The 26,856-nt window shown below is 63.2% G+C and carries 25 protein-coding genes; 12 read left to right on the top strand and 13 right to left on the bottom strand.

What is annotated here, in order from left to right; all coding sequences use genetic code 11:
- Positions 1-34 precede the first annotated feature (34 nt).
- The 4 genes from queE to P3T20_RS20500 all read left to right on the top strand — a co-directional run bounded on the left by queE (position 35) and on the right by P3T20_RS20500 (position 2,861).
- Positions 35-667: a 7-carboxy-7-deazaguanine synthase gene (gene queE, locus P3T20_RS20515; protein ID WP_074263048.1), complete on the top strand. Its 633-nt coding sequence runs from the start codon at positions 35-37 to the stop codon at positions 665-667.
- Positions 668-676: 9 nt separating this feature from the next.
- Complete coding sequence (gene queD, locus P3T20_RS20510) at positions 677-1,120, top strand: 6-carboxytetrahydropterin synthase QueD (protein WP_143787569.1); 444 nt, start codon at positions 677-679, stop codon at positions 1,118-1,120.
- Between the two features lie 251 nt (positions 1,121-1,371).
- Positions 1,372-2,154 carry an HpcH/HpaI aldolase family protein gene (locus P3T20_RS20505; RefSeq protein ID WP_074263050.1) on the top strand — a complete coding sequence of 261 codons (783 nt, stop codon included), beginning with the start codon at positions 1,372-1,374 and terminating at the stop codon, positions 2,152-2,154.
- Entirely contained in the window at positions 2,151-2,861 is a 711-nt protein-coding gene (locus tag P3T20_RS20500; RefSeq protein ID WP_074263051.1) for a tetratricopeptide repeat protein, read from the top strand. Before P3T20_RS20505 ends, P3T20_RS20500 begins: the two co-directional genes overlap by 4 nt.
- A gap of 67 nt (positions 2,862-2,928) precedes the next feature.
- Here the strand turns inward: P3T20_RS20500 and rodA are convergent, their stop codons facing one another.
- The 5 genes from rodA to P3T20_RS20475 all read right to left on the bottom strand — a co-directional run bounded on the left by rodA (position 2,929) and on the right by P3T20_RS20475 (position 9,568).
- On the bottom strand, positions 2,929-4,077 hold the full coding sequence (gene rodA, locus P3T20_RS20495) for a rod shape-determining protein RodA (protein ID WP_074263052.1): 1,149 nt from the start codon (positions 4,075-4,077) through the stop codon (positions 2,929-2,931).
- A 10-nt stretch (positions 4,078-4,087) separates the two neighbouring features.
- On the bottom strand, positions 4,088-6,484 hold the full coding sequence (mrdA, locus tag P3T20_RS20490) for a penicillin-binding protein 2 (protein ID WP_074263053.1): 2,397 nt from the start codon (positions 6,482-6,484) through the stop codon (positions 4,088-4,090).
- Positions 6,485-6,649: 165 nt separating this feature from the next.
- Entirely contained in the window at positions 6,650-7,162 is a 513-nt protein-coding gene (mreD, locus tag P3T20_RS20485; RefSeq protein WP_074263054.1) for a rod shape-determining protein MreD, read from the bottom strand.
- On the bottom strand, positions 7,159-8,373 hold the full coding sequence (gene mreC / locus P3T20_RS20480) for a rod shape-determining protein MreC (protein WP_083611340.1): 1,215 nt from the start codon (positions 8,371-8,373) through the stop codon (positions 7,159-7,161). Before mreC ends, mreD begins: the two co-directional genes overlap by 4 nt.
- A gap of 151 nt (positions 8,374-8,524) precedes the next feature.
- Positions 8,525-9,568 carry a rod shape-determining protein gene (locus P3T20_RS20475; RefSeq protein ID WP_004189550.1) on the bottom strand — a complete coding sequence of 348 codons (1,044 nt, stop codon included), beginning with the start codon at positions 9,566-9,568 and terminating at the stop codon, positions 8,525-8,527.
- Positions 9,569-9,945: 377 nt separating this feature from the next.
- On the opposite strand from P3T20_RS20475, the gene gatC reads away from it, so the two are divergent.
- The 5 genes from gatC to P3T20_RS20450 all read left to right on the top strand — a co-directional run bounded on the left by gatC (position 9,946) and on the right by P3T20_RS20450 (position 15,145).
- Complete coding sequence (gene gatC, locus P3T20_RS20470) at positions 9,946-10,245, top strand: Asp-tRNA(Asn)/Glu-tRNA(Gln) amidotransferase subunit GatC (protein WP_074263055.1); 300 nt, start codon at positions 9,946-9,948, stop codon at positions 10,243-10,245.
- Positions 10,246-10,303: 58 nt separating this feature from the next.
- Positions 10,304-11,803: an Asp-tRNA(Asn)/Glu-tRNA(Gln) amidotransferase subunit GatA gene (gene gatA, locus P3T20_RS20465; RefSeq protein ID WP_074263056.1), complete on the top strand. Its 1,500-nt coding sequence runs from the start codon at positions 10,304-10,306 to the stop codon at positions 11,801-11,803.
- Positions 11,804-11,807: 4 nt separating this feature from the next.
- Entirely contained in the window at positions 11,808-13,283 is a 1,476-nt protein-coding gene (gatB, locus tag P3T20_RS20460) for an Asp-tRNA(Asn)/Glu-tRNA(Gln) amidotransferase subunit GatB (RefSeq protein WP_074263057.1), read from the top strand.
- Between the two features lie 143 nt (positions 13,284-13,426).
- Positions 13,427-14,263 carry a polyphosphate kinase 2 family protein gene (locus P3T20_RS20455; protein WP_074263058.1) on the top strand — a complete coding sequence of 279 codons (837 nt, stop codon included), beginning with the start codon at positions 13,427-13,429 and terminating at the stop codon, positions 14,261-14,263.
- 93 nt (positions 14,264-14,356) lie between these two features.
- Positions 14,357-15,145, top strand: a complete 789-nt coding sequence (locus P3T20_RS20450; protein ID WP_074263059.1) for an exodeoxyribonuclease III — start codon at positions 14,357-14,359, stop codon at positions 15,143-15,145.
- Between the two features lie 28 nt (positions 15,146-15,173).
- Here the strand turns inward: P3T20_RS20450 and P3T20_RS20445 are convergent, their stop codons facing one another.
- From P3T20_RS20445 to argB, 7 genes are all read right to left on the bottom strand, one after another.
- The gene (locus P3T20_RS20445; RefSeq protein ID WP_074265899.1) at positions 15,174-16,469 is read right to left on the bottom strand and encodes a M48 family metallopeptidase; all 1,296 of its coding nucleotides are present in this window, start codon (positions 16,467-16,469) and stop codon (positions 15,174-15,176) included.
- A 62-nt stretch (positions 16,470-16,531) separates the two neighbouring features.
- Complete coding sequence (locus P3T20_RS20440) at positions 16,532-17,926, bottom strand: AmpG family muropeptide MFS transporter (protein ID WP_074263060.1); 1,395 nt, start codon at positions 17,924-17,926, stop codon at positions 16,532-16,534.
- A 14-nt stretch (positions 17,927-17,940) separates the two neighbouring features.
- Positions 17,941-18,549, bottom strand: a complete 609-nt coding sequence (gene metW, locus P3T20_RS20435; protein WP_074263061.1) for a methionine biosynthesis protein MetW — start codon at positions 18,547-18,549, stop codon at positions 17,941-17,943.
- Entirely contained in the window at positions 18,546-19,691 is a 1,146-nt protein-coding gene (gene metX / locus P3T20_RS20430) for a homoserine O-succinyltransferase MetX (RefSeq protein WP_074263062.1), read from the bottom strand. Before metX ends, metW begins: the two co-directional genes overlap by 4 nt.
- 335 nt (positions 19,692-20,026) lie before the next feature.
- Positions 20,027-20,716 carry a nucleoid occlusion factor SlmA gene (gene slmA, locus P3T20_RS20425; protein WP_074263063.1) on the bottom strand — a complete coding sequence of 230 codons (690 nt, stop codon included), beginning with the start codon at positions 20,714-20,716 and terminating at the stop codon, positions 20,027-20,029.
- Positions 20,683-21,483, bottom strand: coding sequence for a pyrimidine 5'-nucleotidase (locus tag P3T20_RS20420; protein ID WP_074263064.1), 801 nt, complete (start codon positions 21,481-21,483; stop codon positions 20,683-20,685). Before P3T20_RS20420 ends, slmA begins: the two co-directional genes overlap by 34 nt.
- Before the next feature lie 246 nt (positions 21,484-21,729).
- On the bottom strand, positions 21,730-22,629 hold the full coding sequence (gene argB, locus P3T20_RS20415) for an acetylglutamate kinase (protein ID WP_074263065.1): 900 nt from the start codon (positions 22,627-22,629) through the stop codon (positions 21,730-21,732).
- A gap of 288 nt (positions 22,630-22,917) precedes the next feature.
- Here argB and P3T20_RS20410 point away from each other — a divergent pair, with 288 nt between their 5' ends.
- Positions 22,918-23,148, top strand: coding sequence for a cysteine-rich CWC family protein (locus tag P3T20_RS20410; protein WP_074263067.1), 231 nt, complete (start codon positions 22,918-22,920; stop codon positions 23,146-23,148).
- Between the two features lie 25 nt (positions 23,149-23,173).
- On the opposite strand, the gene P3T20_RS20405 is transcribed toward P3T20_RS20410, so the two are convergent.
- The gene (locus P3T20_RS20405) at positions 23,174-24,805 is read right to left on the bottom strand and encodes a hypothetical protein (protein ID WP_074263068.1); all 1,632 of its coding nucleotides are present in this window, start codon (positions 24,803-24,805) and stop codon (positions 23,174-23,176) included.
- Positions 24,806-24,906: 101 nt separating this feature from the next.
- Between P3T20_RS20405 and P3T20_RS20400 the strand changes: the two genes are divergently transcribed.
- Both P3T20_RS20400 and P3T20_RS20395 read left to right on the top strand, forming a co-directional pair.
- Positions 24,907-26,217 carry an ATP-binding protein gene (locus P3T20_RS20400; protein ID WP_074263069.1) on the top strand — a complete coding sequence of 437 codons (1,311 nt, stop codon included), beginning with the start codon at positions 24,907-24,909 and terminating at the stop codon, positions 26,215-26,217.
- Positions 26,214-26,756, top strand: coding sequence for a response regulator transcription factor (locus P3T20_RS20395; RefSeq protein ID WP_074263070.1), 543 nt, complete (start codon positions 26,214-26,216; stop codon positions 26,754-26,756). Before P3T20_RS20400 ends, P3T20_RS20395 begins: the two co-directional genes overlap by 4 nt.
- The last annotated feature ends 100 nt before the right edge of the window (positions 26,757-26,856 follow it).

Raw genomic sequence — 26,856 nt, 5'->3', positions numbered from 1 at the left:
TCAGGCGTCCCTGCGGCGCCAGGCAGAAAGCAGCATGACGTACGCGGTCAAGGAAATCTTCTACACATTGCAGGGCGAGGGCGCGAATGCCGGACGTCCGGCGGTGTTTTGCCGGTTCGCCGGCTGCAATCTGTGGTCGGGGCGCGAGGAAGACCGCGCGGACGCGGTGTGCCGCTTCTGCGATACGGACTTTGTCGGCACCGACGGCGAGAACGGTGGCAAGTACCGCACGGCCGCAGACCTGGTGGCGATGATCGCCTCGCAGTGGCCCGAAGGTGAAGGCGAGCGTTTTGTCGTCTGTACCGGCGGCGAGCCGATGCTGCAGATGGATCAGCCTTTCGTCGATGCGCTGCACGCCGCTGGTTTCGAGATTGCTATCGAGACCAATGGCTCGTTGCCAGTGCTCGAGACGATCGACTGGATCTGCGTGAGCCCGAAGGCGGACGCACCGCTGGTGGTCACCAAAGGCAACGAACTGAAAGTCGTGATTCCGCAGGACAACCAGCGTCTGTCCGAATATGCGGCGCTCGACTTCGAATATTTCCTCGTCCAGCCCATGGACGGCCCGTCGCGCGACATCAACACGAAACTCGCGATCGACTGGTGCAAACGCCATCCGCAATGGCGCCTGTCGATGCAGACCCACAAGTATCTGAACATTCCCTGATTCGCCGTGCTGACGATTACCCGAAAACTCGAATTCGACGCGGGCCACCGCATCCCCGATCACCGCAGCCAGTGCCGCAATCTGCACGGGCACAGGTATGTGCTCGAAATAACGCTGCAAGGCGATCTGGTCGAAACGGAAGGCGCGCCCGATCGCGGCATGGTGATGGACTTCGCGGACGTGAAGTCGCTCGCCGTCGAACACCTCGTCGACAAGTGGGATCACGCGTTTCTCGTCTATGAAGGCGACACGCAGGTGCGCGGCTTTCTGGATTCGATGCAGGGCCACAAGACCGTCGTGCTCGATCGCATCCCCACCGTCGAAAATCTCGCCGCGATCGCGTTCGAACTGCTCGCGAATGTCTACGACGCGCACTACGGCGTGAATCTGCGTTTGCACAAGGTGCGTCTCTACGAGACACCGAATTGCTGGGCCGACGTGGTGCGCGACTGAGCGGCGCGCGAGCGTCATCGAGCCAGCAACAAGCGGGCAATCGCGTGGCAATCACGCGCCAGTAGTCTGGCAACTACGCGGCACGTGTTCGGCGCTCCAGCGGCCGCGTTATTGTCACGGTATGATCGTTTCGATAACCACCTGGAGCGAGACATGCCGGTCACCGCACTGCAAAGTGGGCACCCAGCCCGCAGCACCAGCTTCCTCTGCCGTATCTCACGCGCTCTTGTGCATCGCCGCGGGGTACGCTCATGAGCACTCTTACGAATCCCCTCAAACAACGTCTCGCGGAAGCCGAACCGCTTTTCGGGTTATGGCTCTCGCTCGGCAGCGAAAGCGCCGCCGAGGCGCTCGCGCACGCCGGGTACGATTGGTTGCTGATCGACATGGAGCACGCGCCTAACGACAGCGGCGACGTCACCGGTCAGTTGCGCGCAATTGCTGCGGCGCACCTGCCGAGCGAACCGGTCGTGCGTGTGCCGGCGAGCGAAGGATGGCTCGTCAAGCGCGTGCTCGACGCGGGCGCCCGTACGCTGATGTTTCCGAATATCGAGTCCGCAGAGGAAGCTGCGCACGCCGTGCGCCTCACCCAATATCCGACCGCCGACGCGCGCGACGGCCTGCGTGGCGTTGCGGGTGCAGTTCGAGCCGGCTCGTACGGCATGCGGCGCGACTACGTGCAGAACGCGAACGCGCAGATCGCCACGATCGTGCAGATCGAATCCGCGAAGGCCGTTCACGAAGTGGAGAAGATCGCCGCCACGCCGGGCGTCGACTGCGTGTTCATCGGACCCGCCGATCTCGCCGCGAGCCTCGGCCATCTGGGCGACTCGAAGCATCCCGAGGTGCAGGCTGCGATGAGCCATGTGGTGGCGGCGGCCAACAAGGCCGGGATTGCGACCGGCATTTTTGCCATGGATTCCGCCGGCGCGCGCCAGTATCGCGAGGCGGGTTTTCGTTTTATCGCGGTGGCAGCTGATGTCGTCTGGCTGCTGCGCGCGACGCGCCAGGCGCTGCAGGAGGTGAGGTCATGAAGGGTGTTTCGCAGTTTGCCGTGCGTGCTGCGGTGGGCGTTGTCGCCATTTGTGCTGCGTTCGCGGCATCCGCTGCACTGAACACGCAGGACAAGCCGTCTCAGGCGGATCCGGAAACGCAGACCGCGGTCGCGGACTATAACGCGGGCAACTTCGGTCCCGCGCTCAGCGAGTTCCACAAGGCGGCCGAGCACGGCAGCCGGCTCGCCGAATTCAACTACGCGATGATGCTGCTCAACGGTGAGGGGACGGCGGTCAACGTCGATGAGGGCAAGAAGTGGCTGCGCAAGGCCGCCGACGCAAACATGTCCCACGCGCAGTATGTGTACGGCAAGATGTACGACGATGGCGAATTCGTTGGCCGCGATCCGGCCGAGGCGCATCGCTGGTTTCTGAAGGCCGCGCAGCAGGGGCACGTGCAGGCCGAACTGGCGTTGGCGAACCAGTTTCTGGATGGCCGCGGCACGGCACGCGACAATCGCCAGGCGTTCGTCTGGTACAAGAAGGCCGCGCAAGGCGGCGACATGACGGCGCAGTACGTGGCTGGCTCGTTCTACGAGCGCGGTGGCGATGGTGTGGACAAGAACCTGAACGTGGCGCGCGCTTACTATGCCGCGGCGGCGGCGCAGGGCGATCCGGCGGCCAAGCTCAAGTACCAGCAACTCAGTGCGCAATTGCGCGACGAGCACGAGGCGAAGCCGCAGTAGCGCGGCACAGGCTCAGCGCCTTTAAACGCGCAAACGAAGAAGGGGCGCATCTGCGCCCCTTCTTCGTTTAACTCTGCATCAACCGCTTCTGTCGCCCGACACTCATGATGAGGCCGGTCGCAACCCCGAGCGTAATCAACGCCGTGCCCCCGTAGCTCATGAATGGCAGCGGCACGCCGACCACCGGCAAGATCCCGCTCACCATGCCGATGTTGACGAACGCGTAGGTGAAAAAGGCCATCGTTAGCGAGCCGGCCAATAATCGCCCGAATAGCGTGGCGCCGTTGGCCGCTATGTACAATCCGCGCGCGATCAACGCCATATACAGCACGAGCAGCACGATCCCACCCGCGAGCCCGAATTCCTCGGAGAACACCGCGAAAATGAAGTCGGTGTGTTTTTCAGGGATGAATTCCAGGTGCGCCTGGGTGCCCTTCATCCACCCCTTGCCGAGCGGGCCGCCAGAGCCGATCGCGATCACTGCCTGAATGGTGTGGAAGCCCTTGCCGAGCGGATCGGAAGTCGGATCGAGCAGCGTGCAGATGCGGTGCTTCTGGTAATCGTGCATCAGCGGCCACTGCACCTCGGGCTGGCAGATCTTGTCCTGAAACACCGCAATCGAGGTGACCGCGATCGCCGCCGCAACCAGCACAGGGACGATCAGCTTGAAACTCAGACCCGCGAAATAGATGACGAACAGACCCGCTGCGAACACCAGCACCGCGGTCCCGAGGTCAGGCTGTTTGGCGATCAGGCCAACCGGCACGGCGAGAATCAGAAGCCCTACCAGAAAGTCGTACCAGCGCATCACGCCTTCGCGGCGCTGGTAGTACCACGCGAGCATCAGCGGGGTGGCGATCTTCATGATCTCGGACGGCTGGATCACCACGCCGACATTGATCCAGCGCTTCGCCCCCTTGCGCGTGAGGCCGAATAGCGCCACCGCCACCAGTAACGCGATGCCGAAGGTATAAAGCGGGACCGCGAAGCGCATCAGCGTGGTGGGTGGCACATTGGCGAGCGCCCACATCAGCACGAAGGTCAGCATGATGTTGCGCAACTGGTCTTCGACCTTGCCCGGCATGTCGAGCGTGGCGCTGTACAGCGTGACGATGCCGACGCACATCAGCAGAAACACCGCCAGCGCGAGCGGACGGTCGAAGCCGATGAACATCTTCTTGATGCGATCGAGCCAGGCGCGCTTGTCGAATTGCATGCCTTTCTCCTTACTCGTCGATGCCGCCGGAGACCGGCTGGCGGGGTGACGTGGGCTGAATGCTGTCGTCGCGCGACGGCGCGGCGGCGCTCGGCGCCGAATCGCTCGCCGGGCGCGGATGACGCGGACCGGATTTGCGCGGCACGGGCGTTTTCGCGGGTGCCGAGGCAGGGTCATCCAGCGTCGTTGTGGCGACGAACGGAGCAGAGGCATCGGCTGCCGTCGCGGCGACCGGTTTGGTGCCTGCCTTGCCCGCTCCCTTATCTGCAGGTGCTGCGACTACCGGGCCGGCCGGCGCTGCAGGTGTCACGTCCGAGGCGGCCGACGCCGCAGAGGGCGCAGACGCCCCGGCCGCATTCGAAGCGGCGCCGGGTATCGGCAACGGCGTGAAGCCAGCGGCAACCGAAGCCGGTTGCGAGATCTCGACGGAAGTCGGCGCTGCGCCGATGACCGGTGCCGACGCATCCGCCGTTGCCGAAGCCGCCGCAGCGACAGCTGCCGCTTCGGCGCCCGGCTTCTGCCGGTCGACGAGGTAATAGTCGAGCACGCGACGCGCGATCGGGCCAGCGACTTCCGCACCCCAGCCGCCGTTTTCGACGATCAGCGCGAGCGCGATCTTCGGATTGTCTGCTGGCGCGAATGCGATAAAGAGCGCGTGGTCACGCAGATTTTCAGGGATTGCGTGGCCCTTGTAGTTGGCGCCCTGCAGCGAATACACCTGGGCCGTACCGGTTTTGCCGGCCGCCTGATAAGGTGCGCCGATGAAAACCTTCGACGCGGTACCGCTGTTCACGACACCGACCATCGCGCGCTTGACGATATCAATATCGTTCTGCGGCACGTCGATGCGGCCATCGTCCTTTGGCACGGTCAGGCGCGTGTCCTTGGTGATCGGGTTTTCGACTTCCTTCACCAGGTGAGGCTTCATCACGACGGCGTTGTTGGCGAGCGTGGCGACCGCATGGGCGAGCTGCAGGATAGTGAACGAGTTGTAGCCCTGACCGATCCCGAGACTGATCGTCTCGCCTTCGTACCAGCGCTGTTGTTCAGGCTTGCGGTAGGCCTTGCGCTTCCATTCGGTGGACGGAAGAATGCCCTTCGCTTCACCGGCAATATCGATACCGGTGAGCTGGCCGAAGCCCCACGGTTTCATGAAATTGGCGATCGCATTGACGCCCAGGTCGTGCGCCAGCATGAAGAAATACGTGTCGTTCGACACCACGATGGCGCGGTTCAGGTCGATCCAGCCTTGGCCCGAACGCACGTCGTTGCGGAACGTGTGCCCGCCGAACGTATAGAAGCCCGGATCCTGGAAGCCCCAGCTCGGCGTGCGCTTGTGCAGCGTCAGCGCGGCGAGCGCCATGAACGGCTTATAGGTCGAGCCCGGCGGATAGGTGCCGTGCAGTGGACGGTTCAGCAGCGGGTGATCGGGTGAGTTGTTCAGCTCGTCCCAGGTCTGCTGGTCGATGCCGTCTACAAAGGAATTCGGATCGAAGCTCGGCGCGGAAACGAACGCGAGTACGTCGCCGGTCGACGGCTCGATTGCCACCAGCGCCCCGCGCTTGCCCGCAAACGCCTGCTCGGCGACCTGCTGCAGGCCGATATCGAGCGACAGCACGAGGTTGTTGCCCGGCGTCGCCTGAGTGCGCGACAAGGTGCGCACCGGGCGGCCACCCGCCGTCACTTCGACTTCCTCGAAACCGGTCTGGCCGTGCAGTTCGGTCTCGTAGCTTTGCTCCACACCGATCTTGCCGATGTAGTCCGTGCCCTTGTAGTTGTTCGCGTCGAGGCGCGGATCGTAGTGATCCGGATCCTTGTCGTTCTCGTCGCTGGCTTCGTCGATGCGGTCCTGATCGCGCTGCGAAATGCGCCCGATATACCCAATCACGTGCGCCGCCGTCGGCCCAAGCGGGTACTGACGGAACAGACGCGCGCGCACTTCGACGCCCGGGAAGCGGAAGCGCTGCGCGGTGAAACGTGCGACTTCGTCGTCGGTGAGGCGGGTGCGGATCGGCAGGCTCTCGAAGTTCTTCGAATCTTCCTGCAGCTTCTTGAAGTTGCGCCGGTCGCGGGCGTCGATGGTAATGACGGTCGCGAGATTGTCGATGACGTTGTCGAGCGTGTCGTTGAGCTTCGACGGCGTGATTTCCAGCGTGTAGGCAGAGTAGTTCTTCGCCAGCACGACGCCGTTACGATCCGTGATGATGCCGCGATTGGGCACGATCGGCGCCACCGAGATGCGGTTCTCGTCAGCCTGTAGCGAGTACTTGCTGTAATGCCAGACCTGCAGGAACAGGAAGCGGAAAACAATCAGCCCGAAGCAGACGAACACGAACAGTCCCGCCGCCGCGACTCGCAGGCGGAACTTCGAGAGCTGTTGTTGAGTGTCCTTGAATTCGGCTGCCATGCTTTCGATCAAAAGGCCGCGAAACGGCCGTCAGGTAAGAGTGTCCGGCTGGCGCTCGTGGCCGGCAGGGAAGTGCTGTGCGGGTCGAGCGAACTCCGCGAACCATCGCCTGGCGTCTGCAACATCTTTAGCGTGTTCAAGGAGGGGCTCGATGTGCGCGTTGCGCTAAATGGGACGGGTGTCGTCCGGATCGGCCGGACGGCGCTGCGGCATTAGCAGCAGCACACTTGCAACGGGCCACAAGGCTGCTTCGACGAACCCGTCGATCAGGTAGCCCCAGCCCGGAAAAGCCGCGCCCATCAGTAGACGGATGACGAACGGCACAAGTTGCGCGATGACCAATAAAGGCATCACGGCGAAGGTCTGCACGCCCATTGGCATCCACAATACACGCCGGTGAATCGTGATGGCGCCGTACGACAGCAGCGTATACGCCAACGCATGCTCGCCGAGCAGGCTGGCGTTGTGCACGTCCATCAGGATGCCGAGCAGGAAGGCGATGCCCATGCCGACCTTGCGCGGCTGATGCACGTTCCAGAACAGCAGCACCAGCGCGACGAAGTCAGGCACGCCAATCAGGCGTCCCCACGGCATCAGGTTCAGCAGGAAAGCGGCTGCCAGGCTGAAGGAGATGAAGTACGGGTTGACCGGTTGCAGGATGTACTGAGGGCGGTTCATTCGTCGATCCCCCCCGTGGCCGGTTTCGTCGCGCCTGCGGCCGGCTTTCCGTCGGCCGGCGACCCGGCGGCGGCCGATCCCGAGGCCGACCGTCCGGTAGCGGCCCGGATAGCGGCCAGACGTTCAGCCGCCGCTTTCTTTTCTCTGGCCTGCTTCGCGTCGGCACCCTTTTTCTCCGCTTCTGCCAGAGCGGGTTTTGCTGCCGAGGCTGGCTTTGCCGCCGAGGCCGGCTTTGCAGCAGCCGCTGCCGCGGAGGCCGGAGCGGCAGCCTTAGCGTTCTTGTCCGCGGGTTTCTCCGCGGACTTCGCGCCCCTCTTCGCCTTTGCTTCTTTCGCTGCGCTGGCCGCATCAGGTTCGTCAGCCGGACGAGGCGGCACCGTGTTCACATAATGCAGCACCAGCAACTGGCGCGCACCGCGCACCGGCGCAACCGGCAGGCAGACCACGTGGGCGAAGGCGGTGTCGGCCAGCTTGTCGACCCGTACGACCTTGGCGACCGGCAGCCCCGGCGGATAGGTGCCGTCGAGGCCGCTCGTCACCAGTTCGTCGCCAGTCTGTAGATCCGCGCTGATCGGCACGAAGCGCAGATCGAGCGTATCGCCCTTCGGTGTGCCGTAGATCACGCTGCGCAGGCCCGTGCGCACGACTTGCACCGGCACCGCCTGGTCCTTGTCGGTGAGAAGCGTGACCTCCGCCTGCAGCGGAAACACGCGCGTGACCTGACCGATTACGCCGTCCTCATTGACGACCGGCGAACCGTTCTGGATGCCTTGCTGCGAGCCACGTCCAATGATGACCTTCTGCGTGAACGGGTCGCGCGTGTCGTACTGGATTTCGGCCGGAATCGACTGGGTCGTCATGCGCTGCGAGAGTTGCAGCAGCGAGCGCAGATGCTCGTTCTCGGCCGCCAATGCCGATGCCGTATTGGCCTGCAGCGAGAGTTGCAGGTTCTTCTTGCGCAGCTCGTCGTTCTGACCGCGCAGCGTCGCGCTGGTCACCGCCAGATCCGCCGCGCCCATGAAGATGTCGCGCGGCACGAGCGCGGCACGTTGCAACGGATACAGGCCCGCTCCCAACATGCCGCGGACGATCTCGAGCGTCCTGAAGCGCGCATCTGAGATCAGCAGGACGAACGCAAGCAGCACGAAGAAAATCAGCCGTGCGAGTGCGGAGGGGCCTTGCTTGAACAGAGGCGGCGGACTGTATTCCATGGTCGGCGCCGGGGGCGTGAGCGGTTGGGTATGACTGCGGCGCGAAAGCGCGCGTCAGTGCGCGGTGGCTGGATGAACCAGCTTAGGACAGGCCAACCCCAAGAAGGCTAGCCGTCCGATTCGCGCTGCTGACATGGAGCCAGGCTCCCGCTTACTCGTACGAGAAGATGCTGCCGAGCTTGTCCATGCGCTCGAGGGCCATGCCCGAGCCACGTACGACGCAAGTCAGCGGGTCTTCGGCGACGAGCACCGGCAAGCCGGTTTCTTCCGCCAGCAGACGATCCAGGTCGCGCAGCAGTGCGCCGCCGCCCGTCAACATCATGCCGCGCTCGGCGATGTCGGCGCCGAGTTCCGGCGGCGTCTGTTCGAGCGCGATCTTCACCGACGATACGATCTGGTTCAGCGGATCGGTGAGGGCTTCGAGGATTTCGTTGCTGGAGATCGTAAAGCTGCGCGGGATACCTTCCGACAGGTTGCGGCCCTTCACTTCCATTTCCTTGACTTCCGAGCCTGGGAACGCGGAGCCAATTTCCTTCTTGATCGCTTCAGCGGTTTGCTCGCCGATCAGCATGCCGTAGTTGCGGCGGATGTAGTTGACGATGGCTTCGTCGAACTTGTCGCCACCGACACGCACCGAACCCTTGTAGACGATGCCGCCAAGCGAGATGACACCGACTTCCGTCGTGCCGCCGCCGATGTCGACCACCATCGAGCCCGTGGCTTCCGAAACCGGCAGACCGGCGCCAATGGCAGCAGCCATCGGCTCTTCGATCAGATAAACCTGCGAGGCGCCGGCGCCGTGAGCCGCTTCCTTGATGGCGCGGCGTTCCACTTGAGTAGAACCGCACGGCACGCAGATGATGATGCGCGGCGACGGCGAGAACATACGCGATTCGTGGGCGGTCTTGATGAACTGCTTGATCATCTGCTCGGTGACGGTGAAGTCGGCGATCACGCCGTCTTTCATCGGGCGGATTGCCTCGATGTTGCCCGGCACCTTGCCAAGCATCTGCTTGGCTTCCTTGCCGACCGCCTGAATGGTTTTCTTGCCGTTGGGACCGCCTTCCTGGCGGATAGACACAACTGACGGTTCATCGAGAACGATACCTTTGCCACGCATGTAGATGAGCGTGTTGGCAGTGCCAAGGTCAATCGCCAGATCGTTAGAGAAGTAGCTGCGCAAAAAACCGAACATTCAAAATCCTGTCTCGCTTGGGGCCTGGCCTCGCAACATTGCGTAGGGCGGCAGCGGAAAAAATAACAGCTTCAACCGGGCGGATACTGCGCCACAGAGACTTGAAGCTGCGAGGGAATCTACCGGAGGTACGAACAAGACCGCATCTATCTCCGAATCATTTTTGTGGGAAATGACCAGAAAGGTCCTGGTAAGTCGGTCCGGGTTTGGGTCGAACGCGTAATGATACCTTATAATTTTGCTTGATTTAAAGGAAACGGTTGGCACTTTTTGCCACCGCTGGCCCCTTTTTCGAGGGCCTCCTCCAGTGTCGTAACCCGCTGTTACAGCTTTGTTTTTCCGCGCTGTGACAGTTCGCTACATTTTCCGGTGACCGCATGGCTCTGACCCTGACCGATGTTAAGCGCATCGCGCATCTTGCGCGCCTCGAACTGGCCGACGCCGAAGCTGAGCACACGCTTGCCCAGCTCAACGACTTTTTTGGCCTTGTCGAGCAGATGCAGGCCGTCGACACCAAGGGCATCGAACCGCTCGCCCATCCGATCGAGCAGATCGAGGATGTTGCACTGCGTCTGCGCGAAGACGTAGTGACGGAAATCGTCCAGCGCGACGAATTCCAGCGTCCCGCGCCTGCTGTGCAGGACGGGCTGTACCTGGTGCCGAAGGTGATTGAATAAAAACACGGGCGCGGCGCGCGGCGGTTGCTGCGCTGCCATACCCTTCAGGAAAAACGCAATGCATGAAAAAAGCTTGACCGAACTGCGTGCCGCCCTCGCTGCGAAGGAATGCTCCGCGGTCGAACTGGCGCAGCTTTATCTGAAGCGGATCGACGCAGCGAAGAGCCTGAACGCCTTCGTTCAGGTCGACGCCGATCTCACCCTCGAGCAGGCCAAAGCCGCCGACGCGCTGCTGCACACCGGCCACGCCGGTCCGCTGGTTGGCCTGCCGATCGCCCACAAAGACGTGTTCGTGACGCGCGGCTGGCGCTCCACCGCCGGCTCGAAGATGCTCGCCAATTACGCGAGCCCGTTCGACGCGACCGTGGTCGACCGTCTGAAGCGCGCCGGCATGGTGTGCGTCGGCAAGACCAATATGGATGAGTTCGCGATGGGCTCGTCCAATGAGAATTCGTATTTCGGCCCGGTGCAGAACCCGTGGGATACGAAGGCGGTGCCGGGCGGTTCGTCGGGTGGGTCGGCGGCTGCCGTGGCCGCGCGTCTCGCGCCGGCGGCAACCGGCACGGATACGGGTGGTTCCATCCGTCAGCCGGCGTCGTTCTCCGGCATCACCGGCATCAAGCCGACCTACGGCCGCGTGTCGCGCTACGGCATGATCGCGTTCGCGTCGTCGCTGGATCAGGGTGGTCCGATGGCGCGCAGCGCCACGGACTGCGCGCTGCTGCTCAACGCCATGCACGGTTTCGACGAGCGCGACTCGACCAGCCTCGTGCGCGACGACGAAGACTACACGCGCTATCTCGGCCAGAGCTGGTCGGCCGATGCTGCGGGTAATGCCGCGGGCAAGCCGCTCGCCGGTTTGCGCATCGGCCTGCCGAAGGAGTACTTCGGCGCGGGCCTCGCCGACGACGTGCGCGCCGCGATCGATGCCGCGCTGAAGCAATACGAAGCGCTTGGCGCCACGCTGGTCGAGGTGACGCTGCCGAAAACCGAGCTGTCGATCCCCGTGTACTACGTGATCGCCCCGGCCGAAGCATCGTCGAACCTGTCGCGTTTCGACGGTGTGCGCTACGGTCACCGCGCCGCGGAGTACCGCGATCTGCTCGACATGTACAAGAAGTCGCGCGCCGAAGGCTTCGGCCCGGAAGTAAAGCGCCGCATTCTGGTGGGCGCCTACGTGCTGTCGCACGGCTACTACGACGCGTACTACCTGCAGGCGCAGAAAATTCGCCGCATCATCGCAAACGACTTCCAGGAAGCGTTCAAGCAATGCGACGTGATCATGGGGCCGGTGGCGCCGTCGGTCGCGTGGGATCTCGGTGCCAAGGGCGACGATCCGGTGCAGATGTATCTGGCCGATATCTACACGTTGTCGGTGAGCCTCGCGGGTCTGCCCGGCATGAGCGTGCCGTGCGGCTTCGGCGCGGGCGCCAATGCGCAACGTCCGGTAGGTCTGCAGATCATCGGCAACTATTTCAACGAAGCCCGCATGCTGCAGGTTGCGGATGCGTTCCAGCGCGCGACCGACTGGCATCGCCAGGCACCGGCAGGAGTGTGAACACATGACCAAACAATGGGAAGTCGTGATCGGTCTCGAGACGCACACGCAACTGTCGACCGTCTCGAAGATTTTCTCGGGCGCCGCCACCCAGTTCGGCGCGGAACCCAACACGCAGGCTTGCCCCGTCGACCTCGCGTTGCCGGGCACGCTGCCGGTGATGAACCGCGGCGCTGTGCAGCGGGCGATCGAACTTGGCCTCGCTATCGGCGCGAAAATCGCGCCGCGCAGCATCTTCGCGCGCAAGAACTACTTCTATCCCGATCTGCCAAAGGGCTATCAGATCAGCCAGTACGAGATTCCTGTGGTGCAAGGCGGGCAGGTCACGATTCAGGTGCCTGCGAACGAGAAAGCCGGCAAGGAAGCGTACGAGAAGACCATCAACCTGACGCGCGCTCACCTCGAAGAAGATGCAGGCAAGTCGCTGCATGAAGACTTCGAGGGCATGACGGGGATCGACCTGAACCGCGCCGGCACGCCGTTGCTCGAAATCGTCACCGAGCCGGAAATGCGTAGCGCGGACGAAGCGGTCGCCTATGCGAAGACCTTGCATACGCTCGTTACCTGGCTTGGCATCTGCGACGGCAACATGCAGGAAGGCTCGTTCCGCTGCGATGCGAACGTGTCGGTGCGACCGGTCGGGCAAAAGGAATTCGGCACGCGTGCCGAGATCAAGAACCTGAACTCGTTCCGCTTCCTCGAAGAAGCGATCCAGTACGAAGTGCGCCGTCAGATCGAACTGATCGAAGACGGCGGCACAGTGGTGCAGGAAACGCGTCTCTACGATTCGGACAAACGTGAAACGCGTTCGATGCGCAGCAAGGAAGATGCGCACGATTACCGCTATTTCCCAGATCCTGATTTGATGCCTTTGGTCATTGACGCGGCATGGGTGGAGCGCGTGAAGGCCGAGATGCCGGAATTGCCGGTGGCGATCCAGCAGCGCATTGTCGAACAGTACGGTTTGACGCCGTACGATGCGGGTGTGCTGACCTCGAGCAAGGCGATGGCCGCCTATTACGAAGCAGTCGTGGCGAAAGTGGGCCCGGCGCAAGCCAAGGTCGCAGCCAACTGGATGATGGGCGAAGTGTCGTCGTTGTTGAACCGCGAAGGTCTCGACATCGCCGACAGCCCGGTCTCGTCAGCGCAACTCGCTTTGCTGCTGCAGCGCATTGCCGACGGCACGATCTCGAACAAGATCGCGAAGGAAATCTTCGTCGCGATCTGGGACGAGAAGGCCACCGACGAAGCCGCTGCCGATCGCATCATCGAAGCGAAGGGTCTCAAGCAGATCTCCGACACCGGCGAGCTGGAAGCGATCATCGATGAGGTGCTCGCGGCCAACCAGAAATCGGTCGAGGAATTCCGCGCCGGCAAGGAAAAGGCGTTCAATGCGCTGATCGGCCAGGCGATGAAGGCCACCAAGGGCAAAGCGAATCCGCAGCAGGTCAACGAACTGCTGAAGAAAAAGCTGTCCTGAGCGATAGGATGCACATGCCGGAGCGCGCGTCGTCGGATCGGTGCGCGGCTTCGGTCATAACGGGCTGTTGCCGGACGAGAGTGGGGCAGCGGCCCGTTTCCTTTTGCTGGCGCCGCATTTGAACGCGCCTCTGGAGACAATGCATGGCGAAGAAGCCGGAACTCGACGATTTCCGCGTGCCGTACTTCGACGACAAGAAGATTGCGAAATTCGCGCTCACCGATTTCGATCCGGGCGCGAAGCCGTTTTCAACCGGGTCGAAAGACGGTGACCGCGACCGCCTTGCAGAAATCGGCGCGAAGCTCGATGCGTTGCAGGAGCGCCTGCATGCACAGCGCCTGCAGCGCGTGCTGCTGGTGCTGCAGGGCATGGACACGAGCGGCAAGGACGGCACAGTTCGCGGGGTGTTTCGCGACGTCGATCCGCTCGGCTTGCGCATCGTGCCGTTCAAGGCGCCGACGCCTGACGAGCTGGCGCACGATTTTCTCTGGCGCGTGCACTCGCAGGCGCCCGCCGCCGGCGAACTGACCGTCTTCAATCGCAGTCAGTACGAAGATGTGCTCGTGCCGGTCGTGCTGGGTCAACTGGACAAGGCGGCCTGCGAAAAGCGCTACAGCCACATCCGCGATTTCGAGGCTCTGTTGGCCGACAACGGCACGACCATCATCAAATGCATGCTGCACATCTCGAAGGACGAGCAGCGTTCGCGTTTGCAGGCGCGCATCGACGATCCCACCAAGCACTGGAAATTCGACGTCTCGGATCTGGAAGCGCGCAAGCAGTGGGACCAGTATCAGACGGCGTATCACGATGCCCTCTCGGCCACCTCGACGCCTTACGCGCCGTGGTACATCATCCCCGCCGATTCGAAGACGCATCGCAACGTGATGGTCGCGGAATTGCTGCTGCGTACCCTCGAAGGATTGAAGCTCGAGTACCCGCCCGCGAAGGAATCGCTCAAAGGCGTGAAAGTGGAATGAGAGCCGCGCAGGCTTCGGCCTCGCGCTCTGCCAGACCAGCAAGATAAACGGGCTAAGCAAGCCTCGACAACGAATCGACAATAAAGGAACGACATGTTGCGTGTGATTACCGCCAACCTGAACGGCATCCGCTCTGCGGCGAAGAAGGGCTTTTTCGAATGGTTCGGTGAGCAGAAAGCAGACGTGCTGTGCGTGCAGGAAATCAAATGCTCGCAGGACGACATGACCCCCGAGTTTCTCGCCCCGCACAACTTCACCGGCTACTTTCAGCATGCGGTGAAGAAGGGCTACAGCGGCGCCGGAGTGTACACGCGTCACGAGCCGGATGAAGTGGTGATCGGCTTTGGCAGTGAGGAGTTCGATCCCGAAGGACGCTATGTTGAACTGCGCTTCGGCAAACTCTCCGTTGTCTCGGTGTATGTGCCATCGGGGTCGAGCGGCGAGGATCGTCAGCAGGCCAAGTTCCGCTTCATGGACGAGTTCATGCCGCACCTCGCGGAACTGGGTAAAGAGCGCGAAGTGATCGTGTGCGGCGACGTGAACATCGTCCACAAGGAAATCGACATCAAGAACTGGAAGAGCAACCAGAAGAACTCAGGTTGCCTGCCGGAAGAACGCGAGTGGCTGACGAAACTGTTCGACGAAGTGGGTTACGTCGATGTGTTTCGCACGCTGGATCAGCGGCCTGAGCAGTACACGTGGTGGAGCAATCGCGGTCAGGCGTATGCGAAGAACGTGGGGTGGCGGATCGATTATCAGATCGCCACGGCGGGCATTGCCGCGAAGGCGAAGCGCACGGACGTGTTCCGCGACATCAAGTTTAGCGATCACGCGCCGCTGACGGTCGACTACGACCACAAGCTGACGAAGCCGAAGAAGTAAGCGCGTTTCTGGCTTAGGTCGCCAACGTTCAGTCGCCGCGAACCGGCACGCGGCGCGGACGGCCGATGCCCGCATAGTCGGGCAGTTCATCGACCGTCTTGCCGATCGCTTTTGCGTAGAGCGGCAGCATGTCCGGCAGGCGCTTCATGAGATCCGCGCGGCGTGCAGGCGAGTACGGGTGCACGTAGATATAGCCCTGATTGCGACTGCTGTGCGTCACCGCCGCCAGCTTGTCCCACAGCGTGATCGCGGCGCGCGGATCGTAACCGGCGCGTGAGGCGATGTCGCTGCCGATCACGTCGGCTTCGGTTTCATCAGTGGGCGTGTATTTCATCTCGACCAGCTGCGAGCCGATGCCCAGCACCGGGGCGCCCAGATCGGCCAGTCCGAATAGCTGCGGAATCGTACCGGACGAATCGAGCTGCGCCGCCTGCTGCTCGCCCAGGCGCTCCCGCGCATGCTCGCGCAGGGCATGCGCGATTTCGTGGCCCAGCAGCATGCCGAGTTCGTTGTCGTTCAGGCGTGCGCGATCGAGGATGCCGCTGTAGATCACGATCTTGCCGCCTGGCAGACAGTACATGCGGATGTCGGGCGAGCGCACTACCGCGATCTGCCACTTCCAGTTCTTTGCCCGTTCATTCCACTTCAACGAATAGGGAATCAGCTTGTCGAGAATGGTCTGCACGCGGATCACACGTGGGTCGGTGTCCGGGTAGAGGCGATCGGCGTGCTGTGCGCCGTAGACGATCTGCTGGAACTCGTCAGCGGCCTGGGCTTCCAGTTGCGGCGACGGAATCAGGTTGCGGAACACCGCGTAGCTGCCGAAGCGCAGTTGCTGCGGCGGTGGGGTGTAGGGAGGCGGCCGGTTGTCGGTGGTAGCGGCGCTGGCGGGGTGCGCTGGTTGCTTCGCGGTTGCCGGGGGCGTAGGCGAGGCGGCTGATGCGGACGCGGGTGCTGAAGACGTCGCCGACGCCGACGAGGTAGCCGAGGGCGCGTGCGCGGCACTGGCTGCGCTGCTGGTGCCCGGGCTGGGGTTGCTGGCGCCTTCTGCGGGAGTGGCAGCGGTCGAAGCCAGACCCTCTGGAGCCGGTGCGCTCGACGCCGATCGGGTGGCGGGTGCGCTGGCCGGCGCGGCGGTACTGCTGGCCGCCACGGCAGGCGTTGCAACCGCGTAGGCGCTCCACGACGTTGCAAGCATGCCGCCTGTGCAGAACAGCACAAGTGCCGCGCGTGCTGCGCCCACGACCAGCGGCGCGCCCTTTGCAGGTAACGCAGGCCGAGCAGGTAACGCATGTGGCACATGTGGTGCACGCACGTCAGGCATTGCACGACGTACGATGGCCGCAATCGCTCCCGAGGCGGCCGCTTGCCTTGACGCGAACCCGCTCACGACCTCAGCCTCCAAGGCGCGATACGCAGCAACAGCAGCATGCCCGGCAGCGCCAGTGCGGTGCAGGCAAGGAAGTAGTCGAACCAGCCTATCTGTGCAACCACATACCCGCTCGCCGCCGACGCCAGCGTGCGCGGCACCGACGCGAGACTGGTAAAGAGTGCGAACTGGGTAGCGGTGTAACGCGGATCCGTCGTACTGGCGATGTAAGCCGTAAATGCCGCCATGGTCAAACCAGTGGCAAACGTCTCGAGACCGTAGACCAGCGCCAGCGCAACCGAGCGCGGATCGAGCTGCACGGCCCAATCCACCCCAAACACGGACAGCAGCTTCGTCACACCCTGGCTCGTGAAGACAGCGAAATCGTAGATGGCCGTAAGTCCAGGCGACGCCGGCCCAAGATGCGCGAGCCATGCGAAGCCAAGCGTCGACACCATCTGCAGAACGCCGAACACCCACAGCCCGCGGCCGATGCCAATGCGCATCATCCAGATCCCGCCGACGATCCCACCCGCAAGGCTCGCACCGAACGCGGTGGTCTTGGCGATCACGCCAATCTGCGTGCGCGAGTAGCCGATATCCAGAAAGAACGAGGTCGACAGATTGGTCGCCATCGTATCGCCGAGCTTGTACAGAAAGATAAAGCCGAGCACGAACAGCGCCCCGCGCCAGCCGTCGCGCAGGATGAATTCGCGAAACGGCTCGATGATCGCTTCACGCAGGTTCTTCGGCGGCGCACCGTGCACTTCCGGCTCGCGCACGACGAGCGTCATGATCATGCCCGGCACCATGAATGCGGCCGTGACAATGAACACAGTAGTCCATGGCAAATGGTCCGACAGGATCAACGCGAGCGAGCCTGGCACCAGCGCGGCAATCTTGTAAGCGTTGACGTGAACCGCGTTGCCGAGACCCTGCTCGGTATCGGTGAGCAACTCGCGCCGGTAGGCATCAATGGAGATATCCTGGCTCGCGCCGAAGAACGCCACCAGGGCGGTCAGCGCGGCGACCGTCCAGATCGAATCGCGCGGCGACACGAAGCCGAGCGTGGCGATCGCGCCGGCCACCAGAATCTGCGTGACCAGCATCCAGCCGCGCCGCCTGCCCGGCCGCCAGCCGGGCAGGCGCGGTACGTAGCGGTCCATTAGCGGCGCCCAGACGAATTTCCACGTATAGGGAAACTGGATCAGCGCAAACAGGCCGATTTCCTTCAGATTGACGCCCTCGGAGCGTAGCCACGCCTGCACCAGATAGACGAGCGTGAACAGCGGCAATCCCGACGTAAAGCCGAGAAAGACGCAGATCAGCATGTGCGTGTTGAGAAACGCGCGCCAGCCGGTGTGTTCGACGTGAGCGGTAAGTGCGGGCGCCTCGTGCGGCGGGTTCGACATTTGGGTGAGTGACGTTAGCTTTTCTTGACGCGATAGACCGCAAGACTACCACGCCAGTTCGCCCCCCACCGCACCGCCTGGCCGCCGTGCAGCACGACCCGGTCGAGTATTTCGATGCCGACCTCGGGCGCCAGCGCCTCGAAATCCTTGATCGTCAGCACCCGCACGTTCGGGGTGTTGTGCCACTGGAAAGGCAGCGATTTCGATACCGGCATGCGTCCGCGCAACACCGAAATGCGGTGTGCCCAGTAGCCGAAATTCGGGAACGATACGATGCATTCCTTGCCGACCCGCACCGTCTCGCGCAGGATCGCAGCGGTCTGATGGATGGTCTGCAGCGTCTGCGACAGGATCGCGAAGTCGAAACTGCCGTCTTCGAAGAGCCGCAGGCCGTCTTCCAGATTCTGCTGGATCACGTTGACGCCGTTCTGGGTGGCGGCGAGCACGCCGGCGTCGTTGATCTCGATGCCGTAACCGGAGACTTCGAGCTCCTCGGTGAGTGTCGACAGCAGCGAGCCGTCGCCGCAGCCCAGATCGAGCACCGTCGCGCGCGGTTCAACCCACCGGGCGATGGCGCGGAAGTCGGGGCGCAGCGCAAGATAATCGAGAGCGCGCTGGTTCATGCGTTCACCTCGTTGGCAATACGTTCGTAATAGGCGCGCATCAGGTTGTGATAGCGGGCGTCGTCGAGCAGGAATGCGTCGTGGCCGTGCGGCGCGTCGATTTCTGCGTACGTCACCGTGCGTTTGTGATCGAGCAGTGCCTTCACCAGTTCGCGCGAGCGCGCCGGCGCGAAACGCCAGTCGGTCGTGAAACTGGCGATCAGGTATTTCGCCGTCGTATGCGCAACGGCCTTGGTCAGATCGCCCTCGAAGGCCTTGGCCGGATCGAAGTAGTCGAGCGCGCGCGTGATCAGCAGATAGGTGTTGGCGTCGAAGTAGTCGGCGAATTTGTCGCCCTGATAACGCAGATACGACTCCACTTCGAATTCGACGTCGAAATTGAAGTTGTACGCGTCGAGGGCACCTTCCGCCCGTCGCAGCGAGCGGCCGAATTTCTCGGCCATGTCATCGTCCGACAGATAGGTGATATGACCGATCATGCGCGCCACGCGTAGTCCGCGCTTCGGCTTAACGTTGTGCGCGTAGTAGTTGCCGCCGTGGAAGTCGGGGTCCGAGAGGATCGCGGAACGCGCCACTTCGTTGAACGCAATGTTCTGCGCGGAGAGCTTCGGCGTGGACGCCACCACAATGCAATGGCCCACGCGCTCCGGATACATCATGCTCCACGCGAGCGCCTGCATACCGCCGAGGCTGCCGCCCATCACCGCTGCGAAACGCTCGATGCCGAAGCTGTCGGCGACGCGCGTCTGCGCGTTCACCCAGTCTTCCACGGTCACCACGGGAAAGCTCGCGCCGTACGGCTCACCGGTCGCCGGGTTGAGGCTCATCGGGCCGGTCGAGCCGAAGCACGAGCCGAGATTGTTCACGCCGATTACGAAGAACCTGTTCGTGTCGAGCGGCTTGCCCGGACCGACCATGTTGTCCCACCAGCCGACGTTTTTCGGGTCATCCGCATAGATGCCCGCCACGTGGTGCGAAGCGTTGAGCGCGTGGCAGACGAGCACGGCATTGCTGCGCGCGGCGTTGAGCGTGCCGTAGGTTTCCACCATCAGGTCGAAACCGGCCAACGAGCGGCCGTTCTGCATGAGCAGCGGCTCGGAGAAATGCATTTTCTGGGGAGCGACGATACCGATTGAATCCATTCATTCCGCCTTCAACAGGGCGGCTAAATGGGTGTCGGCAAGGCACGGAGAAGGACAATGTGCGCGGCTGACGACCTCTTTAGCCGCATTTATAGTGAACCGCCGGATGGAATTCCGGCAGGTTCGCGCGCCCGCAATCGAGTCAGCAAATCGGCGCGTCAGTCAAAACAATTAGCGCAAAGTATAGCGGAAAATTCCGCGCGGCAGCGGCGCCGATGTCGCGCGGGCGTCGCCCGGCGCGAGTTGCGTCTGGATGCGTGAACCATGGCGGAAGCACCAAAACCAGATCGCGGCGAGCGGCAGTCTTGATCCGCAACGCCCGCGATTCCAGCGGACTACTGAAGAATCAATCTCAACTGGGCGTCGGCCTGCTCAGCCGGATTGCGTGCGAAGCCGCCTCGCACATACCGGTGCCAGCGTCCGACGATGTAGCTAAGCAGCAGGTTCGCCCGCACGGCTGGATCGTAGTCCTCCGGTAGCGGCACGGCGGTGCCCTGCGCGGAGGCGTTACCGTTGGCCTGCGAATTGGCGTCCATCAGGCCGAGCCGCAGGCATTGCTTGAGCGAGGCCTCGACGCGTTCGAGCAACTGGTTGACGCGCTCGGTCAGCCGTTCGTGCTCGCCCACCAGCGCTTCGCATGTCAGCACGCGCGTCATGCCAGGATTCTTCGCGGAAAAGTTGAGCAGCATCAACGCGATCGTACGGGCCTGCAACACGCCGTTGGGTTCTTTCGTCGCGATCTGGTTGATAAGCCCGAAGATCGACTGTTCGATGAATTCGATCAGTGCTTCGAACATTTGCGCCTTGCTGGCGAAATGCCGGTACAACGCGGCTTCCGAGACGCCCAGCCGCGCGGCCAGCGCCGCGGTGGTGATCTTTTCGTTCTTCGGCGCCTCCAGCATGGTGGCGAGCGTCTGCAGGATATGCACGCGGCGCTCGCCCGGTTTCAGGCGGGCCGCGCGGGTACTGCCCGTGGCTGGCGGGTCTTCGGTTACGGCCTCGTCATGCTTGTGATCCGGTTGCATGTCTGTCGTTCCTTCAGGCGCACTGAGCGGGTGCCCAATCTCAGCGATTTTAACGAACGAATCCGGCGGTCGACATAGTGCGGTCGGCCAGTGCCGGGCAGCAGGCCTGGTACGCCGTCCGCACGCACCTTGCTGGGCAGGTGGCCGACGATCCACACAGTGCGGATCCCCAGCCGGCGATAGTTCTTCAGATGCGAGCGCGTGTCTTCGACGAGGATGGCGTCGGCGAGCGGCACGTGGGCGTCGCGCATCGCCCGGCGTAGCATGCTCGCGTCAGGCTTGGCGCGCCAGCCGCGACGGTCGCGCATGTGCTCGATGGCGATCACGCGCTCGAACAGCCGCTCGATGCGCAGCTCGGCCAGCACCGCATGCGCGTAGGCTTCCGGGGCATTGGTCAGCACGATCTTGCGGCCCGGCAAGGCGGCAACGAGACGCGCGAGGCCGCGTTCGCTGCGCACCATCGAAGGCAGGTCGGCGAACGTATGCACGACCTTGAGAAAATCGTGCACGTCGACCGGATGGTGGCGGGCGAGGCCCAGCAGTGTCGCGCCGTAACGGTCTGTGTAGAGCGTACGCAGGCGGTCGGCTTCGTCGCGTTCCACTTGCAGCGAATCAATGATGTACTGCGTCATGCCCCGGTTGATCTCGGGAAAGATGGCATGCGATGCGTGGTGCAGCGTGTTGTCGAGATCGAACAGCCATACCGGGCTGCCGCCTGCGATGTGAGGCCGGCGGCGTTTAGCGTGTCGGGACGGGAAGGTGCGCATGGTGAGGGAAAACCGGACCGGGTTCTTGCCGGCGCCGTATGAAATGAACGAGCGGGTGCCTGCGGTCCATCATGCGTGCGCCGGGAGAAAAAGGGAAGGGTGGCGTGCCACGGTGGACGATTGGCCGGGCGCTTGATGCTGAAACTGATGCGGAGGACGACGCGGAAACTGCCGCAGCAAGGCGAAGGGAACCGCCAGGTGAAATATGCAGCGCATCGACGGGACGCGCTGCATATCCAGACATGCTCAGTGCGAGCGGATCATCGTACCGAACGGCTGCTCGGTCAGGATTTCGAGCAGCACCGAGTGTTCGATACGGCCGTCGATGATGTGCACCGAGCGCACGCCGCTCTTTGCTGCGTCGAGCGCGGAGGAGATTTTCGGCAGCATGCCGCCGGAGATCGTGCCGTCTTCGAACAGCGAATCGATTTCGCGTGCCGACAGATCGGTGAGCAGATTGCCTTCCTTGTCCATCACGCCGGGGATGTTGGTCATCATGACGAGCTTCTCGGCGTTCAGCACCACCGCCAGTTTGCCCGCGACCAGATCCGCGTTGATGTTGTACGACAGGCCGTCTTCGCCGAAGCCGATCGGCGAGATCACCGGGATGAACGCGTCGTCCTGCAGCGCTTTCACGACCGCCGGATTGATCGCCTCGACTTCGCCGACCTGGCCGATGTCGACGTACTGGCCGGGATTGTCGCGATCCGGCATCAGCATCTTGCGCGCATGGATCAGGCCGCCGTCTTTGCCGGTCAGGCCCACTGCCTGGCCGCCGAAGTGATTGATCAGCGTGACGATGTCCTGCTGGACTTCGCCGCCGAGCACCCATTCGACGACTTCCATCGTCTCTTCGTCAGTGACGCGCATGCCCTGGATGAAGGTGCCCTGCTTGCCGATCTTCTTGAGCGCCTGATCGATCTGCGGGCCGCCGCCGTGCACGATGACCGGGTTGATACCGACCAGCTTTAGCAGAATGACGTCGCGCGCGAAGCCTTGCTTGAGGCGCTCCTCGGTCATCGCGTTGCCGCCGTATTTGATCACCACGGTCTTGCCGTGATACTGCTTGATGTAAGGCAGCGCCTCGGCCAGGATTTCAGCCTTCAGGGTGGGGGCGATCTGCGAGAGGTCGGGAATTTCGGACATGGCGGCAGGGCTCGGCACGGATCAGTTGAAACACGGCGAATTGTACAGGACTGGCGCGCTGCAACAGGGTTTTCCATACGTCTTCTGGCGGCCGGCCCCGCCGGGGTTTCGCAGTGCGCAATCGACGTTGCGCGCACGCCACTCATGCGCCGTTTTCGACGCCGTTTGCGAGGGTAATTCCGTCGAAATCCCGCTTTGTGGACGCAACCTCGAGGCAGGGGCCTTCAGGTGGCTTGCCGGACGTGGCATCATTTCCTGACCGGATGTCCGGTACTTCATTGGGTCGCCATGAAACAGCCCGCTTCCCAGGTCCATGCGCAGAGTGCCCGTTGCCCACGCTGCCGCAGCGTGTTCGATTGTGCAATGCACGGCCAGCCGTTCGACTGCTGGTGCAAATCGATGCCGGCGTTGCCCGCCGAACGGCTCGATCCGGGCAGCCGGTGTTTATGTCCGGAGTGCCTCGCGGCGGATATTGCCCGCGTGCAGGCCGCCGGCGTTCGGGGTGGTGAAGAAGTTTGAGGGGCGCGGCGCGCCCGCCGCGTCGTTACCGCTGGCCGGCTAGCGTGCCGAGGTCTCGCGCTACGTCTTCCAGCACCGGATCCCAGTCGGCGAACTGCCGTTGCCGGTACAGCGTGGCGGTTGGATACCACGGGTTATCGTGCCGTTCGAGCAGCCATGTCCAGTGTGGATTGGTGTCGAGCAGCACCCACGTGCGCTGCCCGATTGCCCCGCTCAGATGCGCGACCGACGTGCACACCGTAATCACCAGATCGAGCGCGCTGACGAAGGCCGCGGTGTCGTCGAAACTTTTCAGCTCGGCGGTGTAGTCGGCCATGGGCAGCCCGGCTGACTGCGCGGCGGCAACATCTGCTGTGGCGCCATGCTGCAACGAATAGAACGCGACGCCGTCGATACCGGCAAAGGCCGACGCGTAGCGCTGCCAGCCCACCGCCCGGAACGGATTGCGCTGATGGCTGAGGCTGCCAGTCCACGCCAGTCCGACCTTAAGCCGTTTTTCTCCGGCGAGCCGTTCGCGCCAGGTTGCGCTGGCTGCGGCATCCGCGTGCAGATACGGGACCGCGTCGGGAAGGGTATCGCCGAGCGTGCCGAGCACGAGCGGCACGCTCATTAACGGTATTTCATAGTCGAATGCGGGCAGTGTCTCGATGCCACCACCCGCGGAGTATTCGTCCACGTGGCTGCCCAGGCTGCGTACCAGCAGCGCTCCCATCTGCGGGAACGAATTCCACACGACGCGGCCGCCTTGCGCATGCACATGCGCCGCCAGCAGCGGGATGAACCTGCAGCATTGCAGCAGATCGCCCATGCCCTGTTCGCCCCACACCAGCAGTGTCTTGCCCGTAAGCGGCTCGCCCTGCCACTGCGGCGCCGGCATCGCCGGACGGTTGCCGTCAAGTTCCTTCGAACCTTGCCAGCGCGCTTCGTGAGCGGGCCAGCCCTGCGCGTAGTCGCCATGCACCAGATGCAGCAACGCCAGATTCGAACGCATCGCCGGGTCGCCGGGCGCGAGTTCGCAGGCGGCCTGCGCGAAACGAACGGCGTCGTCCCAGCGTTGCGCTTCCTTGAGTGCCAGCGCATAGTTGTTCAGCGCCAACGAGTTGTGGGGCGCCAGTTCCGCTGCGCGAGCGCCTGCTTCCAGCGCGCGCGGCAGATCCATCGCGAAGCGGCTCGACTGGGTGAGATTGATCCAGGCGTTGCTGTCGAACGGGTCGGCTGCGACCGCACTTTCCAGCAACGTGATCTGTTCGGCCACATCGCCGCCGGTGAGCGCGATTGCGCCAGCCAGATTCGTGCGCAGTTGGGGAAAGTCCGGTTCGAGAGTGAGGGCGCGGCGGTACGGCACAAGCGCCTCGGCATGGCGGTCGGCGAGCTGCAGCGCGTAGCCTAAGCGGAAGCTGGCAGCGGCATCGTCGGGACGCAGTTGCGCAATAATGGCGGCGAATGCGATGGCGTCGTCGTGGCGGTTTTGTTCCAGCAGCGCGCCAGTGATGTTTGCAAGCGTGTCGTGTTCGACGGGCTGCAGCAGTGTGGCGGCTTCAAGCCAGATGGCCTGGGCTTCGGCCTCGCCGTTTTGCTGCGCCGCCGCGGCGCGCTGAAGGAAAATCAGGAAGGCGACCCACGCAGGGTGGCCGGGGGCGGAAATCGTAAGCGGCATGAGTCTGTCCAGGCGAGAGCGCGATTGCGATCAAACGCTCAATGGTAATGTCCACGCTCAACACAGTGTGTCGGACAACTCCCAACAGGTAAACTGGCGTTATGCATCGTATAACCATTACCGGCCGGGTCAACCTGGGACATCTGTTCTGGCTGCGCAGTCTTGCGATCATCGGCCAACTGGTGACCATTGCTGTCGTGCAGATCTTTGTGGGCGTGCATCTGCCTCTGCCGGCCATGCTGCTTGTGGTCAGCCTCGAAGTGGCCTTCAACGCGCTGACCTGGTGGCGCGTCTCGCGTCAGCGGCCCGAATCCAATCTCGAACTGTTCGGCCAGCTATGGGTCGATCTCGGTTCATTGTCGGCGTTGCTCTTTCTGTCGGGCGGCACGACCAATCCGTTCGTCTCGCTTTACCTGCCCTCGCTCGCGATCGCGGCGGCGGTGTTGCCGTGGCATCTGATGCTGTGGCTCGCGGCATTTGCGGTGGCTTGCTACGCCGTGCTCGGTTTCGATTCGGTGCCGCTGAATCTCGACAATCCCGCCAATCTGTTCGACTACTACCGGGCGGGCATGTGGGTGAACTTCACGGTGAGCGTGGGCCTGATTGCATGGTTCGTCGCACGCATGTCGCGCGCACTGCGGCAACGTGACGCGGCACTCGGCGACGCCCAGCAGCGCCTCTTGCGGGACGAACGCGCGGTTGCCCTCGGCGTGCAGGCGGCGACCGTCGCGCATGAGATCGGCACACCGCTATCGACCATCGCGATGCTCTCCGAGGAACTGCGCGACGCGGCGCGTACCGACAAGGGCCTCGCCCCTTACGCCGCTGATCTGGACCTGCTCGAGCAACAGATGACGCTGTGTACCTCGGCGCTTGCGCGGTTGCGCTCGCGCGCCTCGGCGCCGGCGAGCCGGCAACCCGTTGGCGAGTGGCTCGAGTCGTTTGCGCAGCAGTGGCGTCTGCGCCATCCGCACGTCAAGTTCGAGCAACTTGGCACGCCGCCCGCCGAACTGAACCTTGACGATACGGTCGCGGTCAGCCAGATTCTCACGATCCTGCTGGACAATGCGGCGCGCGCCAGCAGCGATCACGTGACGCTGACCGCGACGCTGTCGCTGCCGGGCGATCGCATCCAGTTTGAAGTTTGCGACGCAGGGCCCGGCATACCGGCATCGTTGCGCGGCTCGCTTGGCACGATGCCCGTCGACAGCACCCAGGGTGGTCACGGCGTGGGGCTGTATCTGGCGTTTTCGGCGGCGGCGCGGCTCGGCGGATCGATCGAGCTGACCGACGCCCGCGAGGCCAGGCCGCGCGGCACCCGCGCGGTGCTGCGCTTGCCGGTGGCGGGTCGACAATCTTCCGGCGCGGGCCGCACAGGCACCGTGCCATCCAATACGGAGAAACAGGCATGAGCGACATGAATTTTCTGGTGATCGACGACGACGAAGTGTTCTCCGGCATCCTCGCGCGCGGTCTGACGCGGCGCGGCTACACGGTGGCCGAAGCGCACAACGCAGACGAGGCGATCAAGCTCGCGAACCAGCAGAAGTTCGGCCAGATCACGGTGGATTTGCACCTGGGCCACGATTCGGGGCTGACGCTGGTAGCGCCGTTGCGCGAATTGCAACCGGACGCGCGGATGCTGGTGCTGACCGGTTACGCGAGCATTGCGACGGCCGTGCAGGCGGTGAAGGACGGTGCCGACAACTATCTGGCCAAGCCTGCCAACGTGGAGACGATTCTCTCGGCACTGCAAACCGAAGCGAGCGCGCTGCAGGCGGACGCGGCGATCGAGCATCCCACGCCGCTTTCGGTGGCACGCCTCGAATGGGAACATATTCAGCGCGTGCTGGCGGAGAACGGCGGCAATATCTCCGCGACGGCGCGGGCGTTGAACATGCACCGGCGGACGTTGCAACGCAAGCTGGCGAAGCGGCCGGTGAAGCAGTAAGAGCGAGCGCGGGCGCACGTTACGGCGACGGGTGAAGCGTCGCCAGAAGGCTTTTAGCTTTAATAAAAAACGGGCGGTCTCTTGCGAGGCCGCCCGTTTT

The sequence above is a fragment of the Paraburkholderia sp. GAS206C genome, from assembly GCF_050435645.1.
In the GTDB taxonomy this organism is placed as follows: domain Bacteria; phylum Pseudomonadota; class Gammaproteobacteria; order Burkholderiales; family Burkholderiaceae; genus Paraburkholderia; species Paraburkholderia phenazinium_B.
This window is presented reverse-complemented; position numbering and strand designations above follow the sequence as displayed.

Bases quoted from the DNA above. Each gene is read 5' to 3' on its own strand.
- mreD (WP_074263054.1), bottom strand. From the start codon at position 7,162: ATGAACCGCCCTCAGTACATCCTGCAACCGGTCAACCCGTACTTCATC.
- gatB (WP_074263057.1), top strand. From the start codon at position 11,808: ATGACCAAACAATGGGAAGTCGTGATCGGTCTCGAGACGCACACGCAA.
- metW (WP_074263061.1), bottom strand. From the start codon at position 18,549: ATGAACCAGCGCGCTCTCGATTATCTTGCGCTGCGCCCCGACTTCCGC.
- argB (WP_074263065.1), bottom strand. From the start codon at position 22,629: ATGTCCGAAATTCCCGACCTCTCGCAGATCGCCCCCACCCTGAAGGCT.
- gatA (WP_074263056.1), top strand. From the start codon at position 10,304: ATGCATGAAAAAAGCTTGACCGAACTGCGTGCCGCCCTCGCTGCGAAG.
- metX (WP_074263062.1), bottom strand. From the start codon at position 19,691: ATGGATTCAATCGGTATCGTCGCTCCCCAGAAAATGCATTTCTCCGAG.
- slmA (WP_074263063.1), bottom strand. From the start codon at position 20,716: ATGCAACCGGATCACAAGCATGACGAGGCCGTAACCGAAGACCCGCCA.
- gatC (WP_074263055.1), top strand. From the start codon at position 9,946: ATGGCTCTGACCCTGACCGATGTTAAGCGCATCGCGCATCTTGCGCGC.
- P3T20_RS20405 (WP_074263068.1), bottom strand. From the start codon at position 24,805: ATGCCGCTTACGATTTCCGCCCCCGGCCACCCTGCGTGGGTCGCCTTC.
- P3T20_RS20400 (WP_074263069.1), top strand. From the start codon at position 24,907: ATGCATCGTATAACCATTACCGGCCGGGTCAACCTGGGACATCTGTTC.
- P3T20_RS20420 (WP_074263064.1), bottom strand. From the start codon at position 21,483: ATGCGCACCTTCCCGTCCCGACACGCTAAACGCCGCCGGCCTCACATC.
- P3T20_RS20410 (WP_074263067.1), top strand. From the start codon at position 22,918: ATGAAACAGCCCGCTTCCCAGGTCCATGCGCAGAGTGCCCGTTGCCCA.
- P3T20_RS20450 (WP_074263059.1), top strand. From the start codon at position 14,357: ATGTTGCGTGTGATTACCGCCAACCTGAACGGCATCCGCTCTGCGGCG.
- queE (WP_074263048.1), top strand. From the start codon at position 35: ATGACGTACGCGGTCAAGGAAATCTTCTACACATTGCAGGGCGAGGGC.
- P3T20_RS20395 (WP_074263070.1), top strand. From the start codon at position 26,214: ATGAGCGACATGAATTTTCTGGTGATCGACGACGACGAAGTGTTCTCC.
- P3T20_RS20505 (WP_074263050.1), top strand. From the start codon at position 1,372: ATGAGCACTCTTACGAATCCCCTCAAACAACGTCTCGCGGAAGCCGAA.
- mreC (WP_083611340.1), bottom strand. From the start codon at position 8,373: ATGGAATACAGTCCGCCGCCTCTGTTCAAGCAAGGCCCCTCCGCACTC.
- P3T20_RS20475 (WP_004189550.1), bottom strand. From the start codon at position 9,568: ATGTTCGGTTTTTTGCGCAGCTACTTCTCTAACGATCTGGCGATTGAC.
- P3T20_RS20440 (WP_074263060.1), bottom strand. From the start codon at position 17,926: ATGTCGAACCCGCCGCACGAGGCGCCCGCACTTACCGCTCACGTCGAA.
- mrdA (WP_074263053.1), bottom strand. From the start codon at position 6,484: ATGGCAGCCGAATTCAAGGACACTCAACAACAGCTCTCGAAGTTCCGC.
- P3T20_RS20500 (WP_074263051.1), top strand. From the start codon at position 2,151: ATGAAGGGTGTTTCGCAGTTTGCCGTGCGTGCTGCGGTGGGCGTTGTC.
- rodA (WP_074263052.1), bottom strand. From the start codon at position 4,077: ATGCAATTCGACAAGCGCGCCTGGCTCGATCGCATCAAGAAGATGTTC.
- P3T20_RS20445 (WP_074265899.1), bottom strand. From the start codon at position 16,469: ATGCCTGACGTGCGTGCACCACATGTGCCACATGCGTTACCTGCTCGG.
- P3T20_RS20455 (WP_074263058.1), top strand. From the start codon at position 13,427: ATGGCGAAGAAGCCGGAACTCGACGATTTCCGCGTGCCGTACTTCGAC.